This is a genomic window from Flavisolibacter nicotianae (genome assembly GCF_003628535.1).
In the GTDB taxonomy this organism is placed as follows: domain Bacteria; phylum Bacteroidota; class Bacteroidia; order Chitinophagales; family Chitinophagaceae; genus Flavisolibacter; species Flavisolibacter nicotianae.
Genome location: NZ_RBCI01000005.1, coordinates 228,909 through 243,951, shown reverse-complemented (window position 1 = coordinate 243,951; position 15,043 = coordinate 228,909). Strand labels below are relative to the sequence as shown.

Here is a 15,043-nt window from a genome sequence, read left to right as displayed (position 1 = left end):
GATCGTTTTAAAATTTTGTTTAGAAACTTGCCCGCAGCATCACACCAAAGGCTCTTGTTGATGGATTGGTACCTACGTTGGTCAGTGTCTGGAACCATCTCGAACCGGCAGTTGTCTGTTCTGCATCCATGTCTTTTAATGTTCTGTACAGATAGAACAGGTTGCGTCCAAACACAGACAGTTGCAGGTTCGTCGCACCGACTTTTTGTGCCATTTTTACCGGGAGCTTGTATCCAAGCGTAACCTCACGAAATTTCACATAGGTATTTTCCTTGATGTACAATTCATAGCGGGTGTTCGGGCTGTATTGCGGACCACCCCAGTTGTAAACTGTCCAGTAGTAATCTGCAGAAGAAGCGATGTAGTCGTTAGGCGAACCGTCAGCTTTCACACCGGGGAGAAGCATACCGTCGTGGTACACTGTTTCTCCATTGGGTCCCTGTGCTGCCGAAGTTTGAATCCGCTTGCCGCCTGACTCATAGTAGGAAAGGCCACCGTGTTCTGCATCCATGAATTTTGTACTTTCTTCCAACAATCCGCGGCTGATCATCCAGTTGATCGCAGTTGGCATCACATATCCGCCAATACGGAAATCCATCAAAGCGTCGAGGCTAAAACCTTTATAGTTGAATGTATTGAAGATACCCCCTACCACTTTGGGCATCGCATTACCGATTTTCACCATCCTGTCGGGATCTACTTTGTACATACCGTTGGGATCGACGATCAGGTTGCCCTTGCTGTCTTGTGCAACCGGGTGTGAATAAAAATCACCCATTGACTGTCCGACAACGGATTTCAATTGAGCGGCATTTCCATCGTAGTCGGCATGCAGCAATTCATTGGAACCGGTTGCCAGCTTTTCTACGACATTCTTGTTACGGGCAAAATTGATCCCTGCCGTCCAGGTGAAATTACGGCCCTGCACCGGTGTACCGTTGATAGAAACTTCAATCCCCTTATTGCGAAGCGTGCCAATATTGGTCAGCACCGAAACAGCACCTGTCGTGGCGGGCAGGGTCAACGGAAGGATTTGATCAACGATCTGTGCGTTGTAGTACGACACGTCCAGGCCCAACCGGTTCTTGAAGAATTTTGTTTCAAGACCAAACTCCACCTCGTGTTTTTCTTCGGGCTTGATCAAGTCATTTCCAAAATTGGAAGAAAGCGTTGTGTACAATACCGGCTGTCCGCCCGATTGCTGTACGCCCAGTGTATTCTGGTCGTATGCAATATTGGCCTGGTAGATATCCGGGTAGTTACCTACAATACCCCAGGAAGCACGCACCTTGCCAAAGCTCATGAACGATGGCATCCGCAGGGCATCAGAAAAAATAAAACTGGAATTGACAGAAGGGTAAACAAAGCTGTTCAGATTGGGATTCATTGTTGAATACCTGTCTCTGCGAATCGTGCCTTCGAGGAAAAGGAAATTTTTATAGCTTCCGTTGATGGTTCCGATATAAGCATCTTTCACCAATGTGCGGCGGTAGTTCACATCCCTTCTCGTCGGATCGTAAGTGACTTTGTCAACCGAAGCAGCCAGGTCGAACCAGTTTTCGACACTCAGGCCACTGTTCGTACCAAAAAGTGATGAAGAGCCGGTTTCTTTCGTAGCCGTATACCCGCCCATGACATTCACTTCAAGGTCAGTGTTTATTTTTTTGGTGTACGTCAACAGTACATCCCCGTAAAGTATTGTGTTCAGCATATTCTGCAGCCCATAATAACCGGAGTTGCCGAAAGCAAGAGGAATTTCTGTCGATTGTTTAGATTCCGTTCTCTGCGACGTGAAGTCCGTGGCGAGACGGGCACGCAATTTCAGGTCACGAACCAATTGCCAGTTATTGGTCAGGCTGGCGATAACACGGTTGCTGTACTCGTCTTCATTATGCTCTTTCACTCTCCACACATAATCCAAAAGGTCAGCACGATAACCGGGGTATTTGATATTCTCGTTTGGCGTCAAACTTTGGTCCGTGCCGGTCACATAGCGATAACCTTTGCTGGTCTTGTACTTGTTAAAATACCAGGCAGCATTGTCAAACCGGCCTATCATCCCGCCAAAGTTGTTGGTTAACCGGTCGATTGAATACGGACGGTTGTGCGTATGCTGGTTGATGTAATTCACCAATATATCTGTCGAGAATTTATTGCTAAGCTTGAAAGACGTATTCAGGTTGGCAATGTTCTTTGTATTCTCAGAACCTATGCTGATGCCCTGGTTTTGCTGGCGGGTAAGGGATAGCCGCAGATTGGACTTATCAGAAACATTGGTAAGCGCCACGTTGATGTTGGAGTTATGGGCCGTCTGGAACAAGGCTTTATAATTGTCGATTTGCGCCTCGTAGGGCCTGATTTGACCATCCCAGCCAAGTGTTGGTTTTCCATCGAACTTCGGTCCGAAGTTGATGCTGTAGCCAAGCACTCCACGGGTTTCTTTGACGCCGTCGCCATCCAGGTCGTACCAAATAAAACCGGCAGCATCCTGTCCGCCATTACTGACATTCAATGGGGCACCAGGTCCTCTCACATTCTGGTATCTCGGTAAAAAAGCAACATTTTCCATGCTGTAGTTTGCATTGAAGTCAATTCCTAATCCTTTTTTTCCGCCACGGCCGCTTTTCGTTGTAATGAGAACGACGCCGTTCACAGCCTCTGATCCGTAAAGGGCAGCAGCCGACGCTCCTTTTAAAATGGAAATGTTGTCAATGTCTTCGGGATTGATATCCAGCAAGCCGTTGCCCCGCAGACGCTGGTCGCCCCAGTAATTGCCATTGTTCACTTCTTCGTTGCGGATGGGAATACCGTCCAGGACGATCAGCGGCTGGTTTTTCCCAGTAATGGAATTAATTCCGCGGATGGTGATGTTTACGGCGCTAGTGGCACCACCCGGTGTGGCGCCGATGCGCACCCCCGGTGCTTTACCATACAATGCCGCCGCGAAATTGGGTGCGCCGGCCTGGGTAATGTCTTCAGCCTTGATTGTGGTAGTGGCATACCCCAGGGCTTTCTGTTTTCGGGTAATGCCAAGAGAAGTGACCACCACGTTGCTTAATTCTTCATTCGCATTCAACGTGATGTTCATGGCCTGGTCAGCGGCATGCAGTTCCAGTGGCGCAAATCCGACATAGGTAATTACCAGGGTTGCTTGGGGCGCTACCCTGATGGAAAAATGCCCGTCGGCATTTGTCATCACCCGGTTGGATGTACCTTTTTCTGTTACCGTTGCTCCGGTTAGCGCAGCACCGCCATTGTCCCTGACAAAGCCGGTCACCGTCTTTTTGTCTTGCGCATGCACGACTATGCTTGATACCACAAAGCACAAAACGGCAAGCAGACATCGGGTCATTTTTTTCATTGCAGTTGATTTTAAAATTTGAGAGTTGAGTTTTTCTTTGTTTTTAAGCCAGCAATCCGTTTACGGAGATTTCATGGGGGGCGTTTTCAAGCGTATCAAAATTTTCCATCACCAGCGCTGCGGCACCAATGATCTCTGCCTGGTGGCCCAGAGTCGAAATTTGCACAACCGTGTTTTCCGCGATCTTGGGAATGCAGTGCTCGTTGATGGCCTGCTGGATGGGCGCCAGCCATAACTTCCCTACGCCGGATCCACGGCCGCTCAGCACAATCAGTTCGGGATTCAGCAGGTGAATGAGAATGGCCACACCGCGGCCGATGTTGTAGCCGATCCCTGAAAAAAGCTCCACCGCGAACTTGTCGCCTTTCACCGCCGCATTGATGATCGCCGTGGCAGTGTCTTCAATATGCTCCAGCGACAGGTTTTTGAGGCCGGTGGTCTTGCCTTCTTTCAGGCCCTGCATGGCTTTTTCCACCACAACAAGCAGGGAGGTTTCCGTTTCGAGGCAACCACTTTTGCCGCAACTGCACATTTTATTGTTGGTAAAAACGGGGATGTGACTGAATTCGCCGGCAAAGCCGTTGTTCCCGCGAAACAGTTCGCCGTTCAGGATCATTCCAAGGCCGACACCCCAACTGATATTGATAACCATGGCGTTGACCCGGCTACGGGCAGAACCGAGGCGTAATTCGGCGAGGGCAATCAGGCTGGAGTCGTTGTCGATCAAAACCGGGAGACCCACGCCTGCTTCTATATAACTGACAATGCTGCCTTCTTCCGTTCTCAGGAACGAATGGTTGATCCCTTTTTTGACATCGACAAAACCCGGCATGGCAATGCCGATGCCGGCAATTTTTTGTTTGGATATCCCCGATGCGGCAATGAATTTTTCAATGTGCAGCTTCAATCCTTCCAGCGCATCGGGATTGTTCGGAAGAGTTAGCTCCACGCTCTCGATCTTGCCAACCACCTTGTTTTGCATGTCCATAATAGCCATGCGGGTGATCAGTTGGTCCATGGCTACGGACACCACGTACATCAGGTCGGGACGCAACGAATACATGGCCGGCCGCCGGCCACCCGTCGACGTTGCGTAGCCGGTTTCGACCACCTGTCCCTGCTCAATCAACTCGTTCAGGGCTTTCGTGGTAACCGGCAGGCTTTTGTCTGTCTGCACACTCAAATCCGTGCAAGACAGCATTCCGCCGAAATAGAGCTGTTTGATTAATTTTCGTTTATACGCAGCTTGCTTCGTCACAGGCAGTATTTAAAATAGAAAGTTTCTTTCTAAAATTTTGAGACAAGATAAAATACTTTCACTAAAACTTTAAAAAGTTTTTTTAATTTTTATGTAAGTGTGGACGAAATGTGAATTAATTGACCTAAACCCGGGAGAAAGCTGGCTGAAGTCTGGTAAAAAAAGTAGCTAACTCGAATTGGCGTGAAAAAGAAGATTGATGAAGGAGACGAATGCCGGCTTTAGTATCCCGCCTCAAGGCTGGATTTAGGTTGGGTAGCTTTTATGTGGTGGAGATGACGGATGACAGTTGGCAGATAGACGAGCTTGGAATTCCAACGATCTTTTCATCGGGATAGCGGTTGGATTTCTGTTCGTAGTACCGCGAAGAACCAAAATTTGCAAGACAAAAAAACATCCCGAAAGACGTTATCGCTCGATCAATTGAGTTGCGTTTGCAGCAAACCGTTTGGCCCTAGAATGAAATGACCTGCTGAAGGATCTCCTTTTTTTCAAGAAGCCGTTGAAGAAGCACCAGTTGGTTTTTCGCCCTTACCAGGTTATGCCCTTCGTAGCGGGCACCGTAATAGGCATCATCATTCAGGTGATCCGTAAGGAAGCGTAAGGCCTGCATATAAATCATAAACTGACCGGCAAAGAAAAAATGGCGCTTCTCTGTCGCCGTCAGTTCGCTTTGCATTTCCGAATAATAGCCTTCCACCAAGGCCTTATAAAAGTCGTCCCGGACTTCAATCCTGGAAAATTCTTTTTCTTCCTCGTTCACCGGCGAAAGATAGGTGCGCATCATGTCGCCGACATCGCTGATAAAATAACCCGGCATCACCGTATCAAGGTCTATCACACACAGGCCTTTGTTTTGCGAATTAAAAAGAACGTTGCTGATTTTTGTGTCGTGATGCGTCACCCGCCGCTTAAAATCGGGGTTATGGATGAGGCGTTCGTATTGCTCCACGATCCCCTTCTGCGCAAGCAGACCGTCCACTTCTTCTTTAGCTTCGGCCATTCGGGTTTTGTTGCCATTTGCCAGGGCATCCAAAAACTGACGGTAGCGCAAGGAAAGGTCGTGAAAGGACGGAATGGTCGTTTTCAGGCTGGTTACATCAAACCCGGAGAGCAGACGGGTAAACTGGCCAAACTGCCGGGCAGCTTCAAAGGCCTCGCCGGGAGTTGTGACCACCTCCTTGGAATGAGAGCCACCGACAAAGGGAAACAGCCGGTAATAGCCCTCTCCCTCATGATAGACCAACGCTTCGCCGTTCAAGGTTGGAAGCGGGGCCACAAACAAATAGCCGGGAGCATGCTCTTTTAGGTAAGCGGCGATCAATTGATGGTTGTGCGCAATGTTATGGGGTTGGGTAAAAACGCGTTGGTTGATCTTTTGTAAGATATATTCCTTGCCCGCAGAAACGACTTTCCAGGTCCGGTTGATCAAACCGGTGCCGAATGATTCGATGGAAATGCCGTCCGCTGTAAAGCCATACGCTTCTATCACCGGCGCTAAAGCACTGAATGTCGTTAGCACGTAAACATGTTTGGTAAAGAAAAATGGTTCACCGTTTTTGAGTAACGCCAATACAAATGATGGCCGTTCGCCTGTCAATAGTCGTTGGTCAGTGCAAATACCGGTTTGCGGTACATCCATTGCCCCCCGGTGAAGTCCGGGAACTCCACGGTCTGGTGGCCCAATTCGATCGACTGCTCGCTTAACGGTGTAATGGCACTCCAGGCTGCGGCGTCATACACATCCATCGGCGTGGGTTGCTTTCGCTTTATCGATTCAATAAAGGAATGGATGACAAAAAAGTCCATCCCGCCATGCCCGGCGCCTTCCGTTTCCTTGCTCCAGCGGGCCCACAGGGGATGATCGTATTTTTCCAGCCAGGTATTGGCATCATCCCACTGGTGCGGCTTGGCCGATTTTTCCTGGATATAAACACCTTTGTTCACGTCCATCCATAATCCCTCTGTGCCCTGCACACGGAAGCCCAGCGAATACGGCCGCGGCAGATTGGTATCGTGCTGCAAAAGGATCGTCTCGCCGTTGGCGCAACCAATCTGCGTAGTCACGATATCGCCCAGGGAAAACCGCACTTTGGCGTTGGGATGATTTTCACCGCCGTTTTTGACAATATAGTTATGCAGTCCTCTTGACTTGGTCGAAAATGAACTTAAGGAAACAAAACGGTTACCCCGGTTGATGTTGAGGTAGTGTGCAAGCGGACCGACTCCATGTGTTGGATAAAGGTCGCCGTTGCGGTGAACCGAATGGTTCGTACGCCATTTGGCTTCGGAAAAACCTTTCTCGCCAAATTCAACGCCATGACCATAGGGGTGTTCGCCGTCGTTGAACTTTACTTCGCGCAGGTCGTGCTGGTAGCCGCCCTGCAGGTGAATCAATTCACCGAACAGGCCCTGCCTGACCATGTTGAGCACTGCCATGACGTCGCGGCGATAACAAACATTTTCCAGCATCATGACGTTGGCGTTGTACTTTTCAGCGGCCTTCACCACATCCCAGTGATCCTGCATTGAAATACCCAGGATCACTTCACTGCCCACGTATTTCACACCCGCATCCAGCGCACCGATGATCATGGGTTTGTGCCATTCCCAGGGCGTGGCAATGACCACGCCGTCGAGCTTTTCTTTCTCCAGCATGGTTTTCCAGGCGTAGTCGCTGCCGGTATAAACCTGTGGCATTTTCTTGCCGCTCTTCGAGATGATCTGCCTGGCCGAGGACAGCATGGTATCGCTGACATCGCAGATGGCCACCAGGTCTACATCCGATCGGCGAAGCAGGAGTTCCAGGTGGTTTTGTCCACGCAGGCCAACGCCGATGATGCCGATACGCACCCTGTTATCCGCGTCTTTCGCGAAAAGAGAATTCGATGGAAGGATGGCAAATGAGGCCACGGTCAGGCCGGTGTTTTTGATGAATTCCTTTCTGTTCATGTGCTGGATTGAAAACTAAAAATAAGCTGTTAAACCAAAGGAGCCCAGTGCAACCGTTTGCACATTTTTTCGCATACGACTGTTGCTGAAAATTGTAAGAGTGGTTTACCCTTTCAGAACATGAACGGGCAAAACAAAAATGCAAGTGGGAATACTACTGCTTCTTTGAATAAAACCTGCAGAAAAATGGACGTGGTGGTTGTTTCGTCTATTGCCATTTAACGCGTATGGATTCGGCCATTTTGCCGGCTTCCCCGTCGAGATAATTTTTAAAGCCATGAAAAGTGGCAAAACGCTGGTCAGACTTTTCCCAACCGGCAACGAAACGAAACCGGCAAGGCTCTTCATCTGTGATCGTTTGCGCACTGAGGTAACTATCCAGCACGTCGGACCCTGTATGCAGTGCCGATGCGGCAAATGCAAAAAGCCGCGACGGAACCAATACGGCCAGGCCGAGGTTGTCCTTGTTTTCCGACTGCCTGCCATAACTGAACAAAACATTTGTTTTATTTGACTGGTACGACTGAAAAACATTGTCGTAAAAGCTGGCAATGCCCACAACCAGTTTGGCATTCTTCGGTGCGTTGTTCACCCACACCTTGCTTTCGTAAAAATATTGGCCACCACAGATCGAAACCTGCTCTGTAAGTGCCAGGGGCTTGCCGTTGATTTGCCAGTGATAGTCCATTTGAAAAACGGCACGAAGCGGGCCGTCTGCCAGTTGCCGGTAGGTTTCGTGCATGACTTCCTTGCCGCCAAGTCGGATTAATGTATCGGCGCCACTATCCGATTGTACCAGCAGTGCAAGTGAACCAGCGCCAAGCGATTTGCCGGCGTGCAAAACGTCCATGCCCCAGTCACTGAAATTATGGTAGCTTGGGCTTGCTTTGGTACCCACGCTGTCGAGCACCATCCGCGATGTACGTTTGCCCCAAATATCTTTGCCGTTGCGAACATCGAAATAAAGTCGAAATCCCACCTTGTCGTTTTCCCAGGCAGGACCTTCGGTAAGGTAAAGCGGCAAGGCCTGTTTGCTGAAATCCGTGGCCGGGTTTCGCAAAGGCATGTCTTCAACAGGTAAACTTTGTCCCCAAGCGCCCTCTCCATTTTGTTTTCGCAGGCGAACATGTGCCCGTTGCACCATTGCAACGTCGCCGGCAGTTGCTTTTTTTAAAATGGTAATTGCAATTGTTTCGTTCGATGCAAAGGAAAGCAGCAGTACGGCTTCGTCCCACCGGCCATCCCGATCGAGATCGTCGTGCTGAACGGCCACTGGTTTCCCTTTGACTGTCGCCCCAAGGTAACCAGTGATGGAACCAAGCTTTTTTTCTATATCAGCCCGTTTCAGGACAACCAACTCGTCCGGCCTCGCAAGCGGGAGTGTATTTGACAGGATCAATTGCACAGGCTTTTGCGCCATCGCAAAATCTGCCTGAACACTGAACAGAAACAAAAAAACAAAAAGCCGAATTTTTTTCCCAAGCATTCCCTTCCTCTTAACGCAGTTCGTGAATGGGTGCAGGATCCATGTCGGTGTAGGTATAGTTTTCGCCGGCCATGCCCCAGATAAAACCATAATTGGAGGTACCGCAACCTGAATGTATGGACCAGGGTGGTGAAACGATGGCTTCGTGATTGGCCACAAGCAGGTGTCTTGTTTCCAGCGGCTCCCCCATGAAATGAAAGACCCGCTGGTCCTGCGGTACGTCAAAATAAAAATAGGCTTCCATCCGCCTTGTGTGGGTGTGTGCCGGCATGGTATTCCAAACGCTGCCCTGCTCTAAAATCGTCAGTCCCATAACCAGTTGTGCACTTTTAATTCCATCCGCATGGATGTATTTATAGATGGTTCGCCGGTTGGCCGTTTTCTGGTTGCCCATCACAGCCGGAGACGCTTCTTCTTTTGTGAGCTTTCGTGTGGGATAGCTTTGATGCGCCGGTGCCGAAAGCAAATAAAAAACAGCCGGGTTATCGCTGTTTTGGGAGGTAAACTGGACACTGCGGACACCTTTACCAAGATAAAGGCAATCCAGTTTTTGCAGCGGATATTTTTGCCCGTCGGCTTCCACTTCTCCATCGCCGCCAACATTAATGACACCCATCTCCCTTCGTTCAAGAAAATATTCAGCACGCAGCTCGGGATGTGTTTCCAATGTCAGGGGTTCGGCAACAGGAAGTGCCCCGCCAATGATGACGCGGTCGTAATGCGAATAAACGAGCTTTAGTTGGTCCTTTACCAGCAAGCGCTCCACCAGGAAATTTTCCCGCAACTCCTGTGTGTTCATGCGGCTTGTTTCCCTGCGACTGCTTTCAAATCGTACGTCCATTTTGTTGTTTTCGGAATGGTTAAAAATTGGTTTAGACACCGCCAAAAATAGAGAAGCCTCCATCAACGGTAATCATTGCGCCGGTAACAAATTGCGAGGCATCGCTCAACAGCCAAACCAGTGCACCTTTTAATTCGTCGGCATGTCCAAACCGTTTGAACGGCGTTTGGCGGATCACCTTTTCCCCTCTTTCAGTATAGCCACCTTCTGGCCTTGTGAGCAAAGAACGGTTTTGTTCAGTGAGAAAAAAGCCGGGTGCCAGTGCGTTCATGCGGATTTTATCGCCATAACGATTGGCCAGTTCTACAGCAAACCACTGTGTGTAACAATCCACGGCTGCCTTGCCCATGTTGTAGCCCAGCACTTTTGTGATGGCCCGCTTGGAGTTCATGGACGAAATGTTGACGATGCTTCCCTTGCCGGTTTGTGCAAGGGCTTCGCCAAAAACCTGCGTCGGCAAAAGGGTACCCCACAGGTTTACGTCCATTACTTTTTTCATACCGTCCATGTTCATGGAAAAAATATCGTCTTCGGGTTGCAGCACGCCTTCCGGCATATTGCCGCCTGCGGCGTTTACCAGTCCATCAATCTTGCCGAAATGTGCAACCGCTTTTTCTTTGGCTGACCGGAGCTGCGCTTCATCCAGCACATCGGCAATGAGCGGTAGGGCCTGCCCGCCACGCTTGTTGATGGCATCGGCCCGTTGTTCGGCTATTGCGGCATTGCGACCCAAAATGCCAACAGCGCCGCCGGCTTCCACGATCCCTTCCACAAACGCATTGCCTAATATGCCTGTGCCTCCTGTGACTATAATCGTCTTCCCTTTCAGTGAAAATGCTTCCATGTTACTTGTTTAGAATTGAAAATGGCTGATGGCTGCGCAACATTACCGAAAAATGTCAAAACTGTCGGCACACCGCAGTTTATCACAGCAAAAAAATCAGATTGTCCAAACCGGCTTTTGCTGTCAATCCTGGCAGCGTTGGTGGTCGTATTGACCCGGGATAGCGCAAAGGAACATGCCGGTTCGGTAAAGCAAAAAGATGGCACGAACAGGTTTTCCAATCTCGTACAGGATGTGGTCTTTGCCAGTCGGTGTGAATTGCCTCCCCATAGGGCACCTGCTTTGTGTTCATTTAAGGCTACCATGTCGTTCAGCTCAGTGCTAAACATTTCAAATTTGTCAAGACTTCGGTTATAGCGGTACAGTTTCCCGTTCGAAAAAGTCGTGGCCCAAAGCTGGTGGTCGTGGTCTTCCAGTACTAGGCAGGCAGAAATTTCGCAGAAAGATTATTGTAGATGCAAATTACTGGCCGGTGCTGACCTACAGGTTGTTCTGCAAATCCTCGGTAATGGCATAGATGTAATTGTGCGGAAGTGAAGTAGAGTCATTAAGCCGGTTCCGAAAAATTTTAAACTCACAGCCGTCGTAGCGGTTTAGGCCATTGAAGGTGCCAAACCAAAGAAAGCCGCGATGGTCGCGATAAATGGCCTTGACTGAATTGTTGGACAGCCCTTGCTCGATTCCCAGGTGTCCCAGTGGCGGAAGGCCCGCCGCAGACAAGGAAAAAGATGAAGCAGGACAGCAAAAAAAGTCAGAACGCCGGGCCTGACAACCGTATTCATAATCCTTCTCAACATGACATAGCAGAACCGCCGATGAAACCTCACATGCATGACCAGCTAAAGATAGGGAAACCCGCTTCCTTAAAACTGTTACGAAGCAAGGATTCAGTTGTCTTCCTATGTGTGAAATACATGTACGGGACAATACAATTTCCTGCCGGCCGCTTTTTACAAATACATATCAACAGACAAAATTATTAGCACAGTTTGCTAAATTATTTCGCAATTCATCTTATCTTTATCCGACAAAACCGAACCAGTATGCAGCCAGCACTTCTCAGTCATTTGACCGTCGATTGTGATTCAATAGCCAAAATTGAACCTTCCATTGCCTTCGAGTGCATTGTCGAAGGGAAAAAGCTCATGGCAAAAATCACGCATGTGGAAGACAACGGTGAGCAGTTTATTTACCGCATTTCGTTTAGTGATGGCTATGCGGCTTCGTTCGTAGCGCCGGTGCAAGGCGGCAAGTGGCAGGATAAAAACCTGGCTTCTCCCTACGCAATAGCCATCGCTGATGACCTCAACGCTTTCTGCGGTTTTCTTCCCTCCCGCCCCCCGCTCTGTATCCGGCTGAAAAGTGAAAAAGAATCCTTTAATGTATGGGTGGTACCCTTTGTTTTCAAGGCCGATCATTACAGCGTTTTTTACAAAGGCGATTATTATTTTGATATACGAAGGACGGGTGTATGGGAAGCCAGTTCGGTCCGCACAGATGCGATCATCAACCGTGAAATCGCATCGATCGTTTGCAAAAACCTGGAAAAACGGGTGATGCAGCCAGAGCTGTTTTAGCGGCATTAAATGATCTCTCTTTTACCCGATGCTCCTCTTCGTTTTTGTTAAAGGCAAAAGCCTATCATTAGATTTGCGCAGTTAAAAAGGCCTTGATCTGCTCAACTGAATTTAACGGTCTTTGTTGACGCGAATCCAGGCAAGCTGCGTTCTCCCGCCAATTCAACAAATCAATTGCCTCGAGCGAAGGGCAGCCAATGCATTCTCTTTTGGCGTCGCCGGGTGATAAAAGACAAATGGCTTGCTTTTAACCGCAAGCCATTCGTCATTCGACCAAATCCACTTTACTGAACAATTGAAAAGAGGAATCACCTGGCAATTACCGGTATCCCTCTCCTATGCACAAAAACTTCAGGCTGCTGCCCGATGCAGTCTTTCCTGTTTTAATTGCTGCAGGTATTCTTTCAGCGAAATTTTCCCGGCAAAGAGAAGGTTATACAATTGGTTTTCAACTTCCTGACTTGCGCTGATTTGGGTGGCGGAACGCTGGCCGCGACTTGTTTGTTCAAATACTTGTTTCATAGTTATTTCTTGTTTGATTCGTTTAAAATTTTTCGTGGTGATGCTGTTCAGGCCCGCGCCAAAAGGCGTCGTTTTCGGGCCACGCGACAAAGGCTTCCCGCTTTTTCGCTACGTGCATGGCGAGTGTATGTCCCATCTGTCGTTTACCGATCCTGGATGTTCGTCCGTCCGGCCAGGCTACAAAGCCACCCGGCGGGTGCACACTCGTAAATCCTACGGAATGTTTATCGTAGCGACTGCGTTTACTGCTTTCAAAAAAATGACTGTTCATAGGTCTTGTTTTGATGGTTATCGAATCTTTCTTTCCTGTTGGCATTTCACCTGTCCGGAAATAAAATGCCTGCTACCGAGATAGCAGGCAATCATGAAACTTCGTCCGTTCTTTTATACTTCTACTTCTTTTTCTTCGTGACGATACAAAGATACGTCATATCGTTTAAACGTTTAACCAAATTGAGTGCCGCTGTTGCGTTTTAACAATCGTTTTCCTGTTATCAAATTGTGAATTGATTCGTGCACGCTTCCTTTGTGCAGGATTGCGCTATGATGTTGCAAGACTTGATTTACGGATCACAAAGGCCACCAACAAACCCATAAAAGCGATCAGCGTAAAAGAAGCTCGGAGGCTGAATGCGCCGGCGATGACACCGATGACCGGGGGGCCAATCAAAAAGCCAAGGAAGCCAATACTGGATACAGCTGTCAACGCCATGCCCGGTGCAATGGTTTTTGATTTGCCTGCTTCACTGTACACAAGTGGAATAACAGACGACACACCAAAGCCAACCAGTACAAAGCCCAGGATGGCCGTTGCCACATAAGGAAGACTTACGGCAACCGTTAACCCGGTGGCGATCAAAAGGCCACTCAGGAAAATCGTGCGCTGGAATTTCAGACGATTGGAAACCCAGTCGGCCAAAAAACGTCCTGTTGCCATGGCACACATAAATGCTGTGTACCCGGCACCGACCCAGTCTTTATTTGCCTTAACCACGTTTTGAAAATAAATCCCACTCCAGTCAAACATCGCTCCTTCACAAATCATGCAGCAGAAAGCAAGAACGCCCAATCGCAACAGTGCCTTATCCGGTTTCACAAAAAAACGGGAACTCACAGCGCCTTTTGCTTCATCGGGTAAAAGGTATTGAAACGTGATAGCCAGTCCGGCCACAATGGCCGTAGAGGCCATGATGAAATGGGTGAGCGGCACAATGCCGTGACCGATCATATAGGCACCGATGCCTGCGGCGACAAAACCGGCCAGGCTCCACAAACCATGAAAAGAAGCCATGATGTTCTTACCATACTTGGCTTCCACATGCACGGCCTGTGTGTTGATGGCAATGTTTGCCACATTACCGGCCATGCCAAAAAGAACAAGAGCCCCGATCAATAGTACCGGCGATTGGGCAAAGCCGATGACCGGGAGAAACAACCCGTAACTGAGCAGGGCATTTGTCGCAACTTTTTTACTACCGAACCGCGCCACCAGGCCACCCGAAAACAGCAGTGAAAGAATGGATCCCACCGGGATGGCAAAAAGAATTACCCCCAGCATGGAATCAGATATTGCCAACTGCTGCTGGATACTGGGAATACGTGAAGCCCAGGTGGCAAAACAAAGCCCTTGCAAAAAGAATAACGTACTTACCGCGATCCGGTAAACTCTTCTCGTACGGTTAAGCGATAAAATCATTTCAGACATGATGCCCCTTTTTTAAACATTCGTCAAATCGTGATGCAGAAAACAACCGGTCCGCCTGGGCACAAAGCACCAAACGTACTACCAAAATAGCCGCTAAACAATCTGCACTTGTTTATTGGCCTTCAACGCTGCACCCACAAGTTGCCAGTGCCGACCGGAGGGTGAGGAAACCAACACGAGGCCAATCTTTTCATCCTGCAAAATATCGGTGAAGTTCTCCGCGATCTCCAGTTGTGGAAAATGTTTTGCCGCCACTGCCCTGGCGCTTTCCTCCAGGAAACAGGCTTTGGTCACCTTAAGTGGCGTACCGGTTTGCATGGATGACACCAGGAAGCTTTGTTCCGTCTTGCCGCACTCAATCAGGGCGGCGTTTTTATCGTTGTGCATAAAAAATTATTTATGGTGAATTCGTCGACCTTTCGCCGAATTGTTTAATCGATTAAACAAAGTAAAAACTTTTCGCTGAAAAATGGCAGTGTTTGACTGTTAAAAAGTGA

The 15,043-nt window shown here is 48.9% G+C and carries 14 protein-coding genes; 1 reads left to right on the top strand and 13 read right to left on the bottom strand.

What is annotated here, in order from left to right; translation table 11 throughout:
• Positions 1-19 precede the first annotated feature (19 nt).
• The 9 genes from D6024_RS15775 to D6024_RS15735 all read right to left on the bottom strand — a co-directional run bounded on the left by D6024_RS15775 (position 20) and on the right by D6024_RS15735 (position 11,462).
• Positions 20-3,361 (bottom strand): SusC/RagA family TonB-linked outer membrane protein, encoded by a 3,342-nt coding sequence (locus tag D6024_RS15775; RefSeq protein WP_205573294.1) that lies wholly within the window; start codon positions 3,359-3,361, stop codon positions 20-22.
• 43 nt (positions 3,362-3,404) lie between these two features.
• Positions 3,405-4,619 (bottom strand): ROK family protein, encoded by a 1,215-nt coding sequence (locus tag D6024_RS15770; protein ID WP_240410054.1) that lies wholly within the window; start codon positions 4,617-4,619, stop codon positions 3,405-3,407.
• 454 nt (positions 4,620-5,073) lie between these two features.
• Positions 5,074-6,141: a phosphotransferase enzyme family protein gene (locus D6024_RS15765; RefSeq protein ID WP_240410053.1), complete on the bottom strand. Its 1,068-nt coding sequence runs from the start codon at positions 6,139-6,141 to the stop codon at positions 5,074-5,076.
• 74 nt (positions 6,142-6,215) lie between these two features.
• Positions 6,216-7,571 (bottom strand): Gfo/Idh/MocA family protein, encoded by a 1,356-nt coding sequence (locus D6024_RS15760; RefSeq protein ID WP_121355603.1) that lies wholly within the window; start codon positions 7,569-7,571, stop codon positions 6,216-6,218.
• Positions 7,572-7,779: 208 nt separating this feature from the next.
• Complete coding sequence (locus tag D6024_RS15755; protein ID WP_162944799.1) at positions 7,780-8,991, bottom strand: DUF4861 domain-containing protein; 1,212 nt, start codon at positions 8,989-8,991, stop codon at positions 7,780-7,782.
• Positions 8,992-9,067: 76 nt separating this feature from the next.
• Positions 9,068-9,898 carry a 5-dehydro-4-deoxy-D-glucuronate isomerase gene (kduI, locus tag D6024_RS15750; protein ID WP_121355601.1) on the bottom strand — a complete coding sequence of 277 codons (831 nt, stop codon included), beginning with the start codon at positions 9,896-9,898 and terminating at the stop codon, positions 9,068-9,070.
• Between the two features lie 31 nt (positions 9,899-9,929).
• Complete coding sequence (locus tag D6024_RS15745) at positions 9,930-10,742, bottom strand: SDR family oxidoreductase (RefSeq protein ID WP_121355600.1); 813 nt, start codon at positions 10,740-10,742, stop codon at positions 9,930-9,932.
• A 123-nt stretch (positions 10,743-10,865) separates the two neighbouring features.
• Positions 10,866-11,012, bottom strand: a complete 147-nt coding sequence (locus D6024_RS26765; RefSeq protein WP_162944798.1) for a hypothetical protein — start codon at positions 11,010-11,012, stop codon at positions 10,866-10,868.
• Between the two features lie 210 nt (positions 11,013-11,222).
• Positions 11,223-11,462: a two-component regulator propeller domain-containing protein gene (locus tag D6024_RS15735; RefSeq protein WP_121355598.1), complete on the bottom strand. Its 240-nt coding sequence runs from the start codon at positions 11,460-11,462 to the stop codon at positions 11,223-11,225.
• Positions 11,463-11,785: 323 nt separating this feature from the next.
• Between D6024_RS15735 and D6024_RS15725 the strand changes: the two genes are divergently transcribed.
• Positions 11,786-12,319 carry a hypothetical protein gene (locus D6024_RS15725; protein WP_121355596.1) on the top strand — a complete coding sequence of 178 codons (534 nt, stop codon included), beginning with the start codon at positions 11,786-11,788 and terminating at the stop codon, positions 12,317-12,319.
• A 351-nt stretch (positions 12,320-12,670) separates the two neighbouring features.
• Here the strand turns inward: D6024_RS15725 and D6024_RS26760 are convergent, their stop codons facing one another.
• The 4 genes from D6024_RS26760 to D6024_RS15710 all read right to left on the bottom strand — a co-directional run bounded on the left by D6024_RS26760 (position 12,671) and on the right by D6024_RS15710 (position 14,933).
• Positions 12,671-12,841: a hypothetical protein gene (locus D6024_RS26760; protein WP_162944797.1), complete on the bottom strand. Its 171-nt coding sequence runs from the start codon at positions 12,839-12,841 to the stop codon at positions 12,671-12,673.
• A gap of 22 nt (positions 12,842-12,863) precedes the next feature.
• Positions 12,864-13,112: a hypothetical protein gene (locus D6024_RS15720; RefSeq protein ID WP_121355595.1), complete on the bottom strand. Its 249-nt coding sequence runs from the start codon at positions 13,110-13,112 to the stop codon at positions 12,864-12,866.
• Between the two features lie 270 nt (positions 13,113-13,382).
• On the bottom strand, positions 13,383-14,546 hold the full coding sequence (locus tag D6024_RS15715) for an MFS transporter (RefSeq protein ID WP_121355594.1): 1,164 nt from the start codon (positions 14,544-14,546) through the stop codon (positions 13,383-13,385).
• Positions 14,547-14,639: 93 nt separating this feature from the next.
• A complete protein-coding gene (locus D6024_RS15710) occupies positions 14,640-14,933 on the bottom strand; it encodes a Gfo/Idh/MocA family oxidoreductase (RefSeq protein WP_121355593.1) in 294 nt (97 codons plus the stop codon).
• Between the last annotated feature and the right edge of the window lie 110 nt (positions 14,934-15,043).

Coding starts and splice junctions, on each gene's coding strand:
- D6024_RS15775 (WP_205573294.1), bottom strand. CDS start 3,361: ATGAAAAAAATGACCCGATGTCTGCTTGCCGTTTTGTGCTTTGTGGTA.
- D6024_RS15760 (WP_121355603.1), bottom strand. CDS start 7,571: ATGAACAGAAAGGAATTCATCAAAAACACCGGCCTGACCGTGGCCTCA.
- D6024_RS15755 (WP_162944799.1), bottom strand. CDS start 8,991: ATGGCGCAAAAGCCTGTGCAATTGATCCTGTCAAATACACTCCCGCTT.
- kduI (WP_121355601.1), bottom strand. CDS start 9,898: ATGGACGTACGATTTGAAAGCAGTCGCAGGGAAACAAGCCGCATGAAC.
- D6024_RS15745 (WP_121355600.1), bottom strand. CDS start 10,742: ATGGAAGCATTTTCACTGAAAGGGAAGACGATTATAGTCACAGGAGGC.
- D6024_RS26765 (WP_162944798.1), bottom strand. CDS start 11,012: ATGGGGAGGCAATTCACACCGACTGGCAAAGACCACATCCTGTACGAG.
- D6024_RS15725 (WP_121355596.1), top strand. CDS start 11,786: ATGCAGCCAGCACTTCTCAGTCATTTGACCGTCGATTGTGATTCAATA.
- D6024_RS26760 (WP_162944797.1), bottom strand. CDS start 12,841: ATGAAACAAGTATTTGAACAAACAAGTCGCGGCCAGCGTTCCGCCACC.
- D6024_RS15720 (WP_121355595.1), bottom strand. CDS start 13,112: ATGAACAGTCATTTTTTTGAAAGCAGTAAACGCAGTCGCTACGATAAA.
- D6024_RS15715 (WP_121355594.1), bottom strand. CDS start 14,546: ATGTCTGAAATGATTTTATCGCTTAACCGTACGAGAAGAGTTTACCGG.
- D6024_RS15710 (WP_121355593.1), bottom strand. CDS start 14,933: ATGCACAACGATAAAAACGCCGCCCTGATTGAGTGCGGCAAGACGGAA.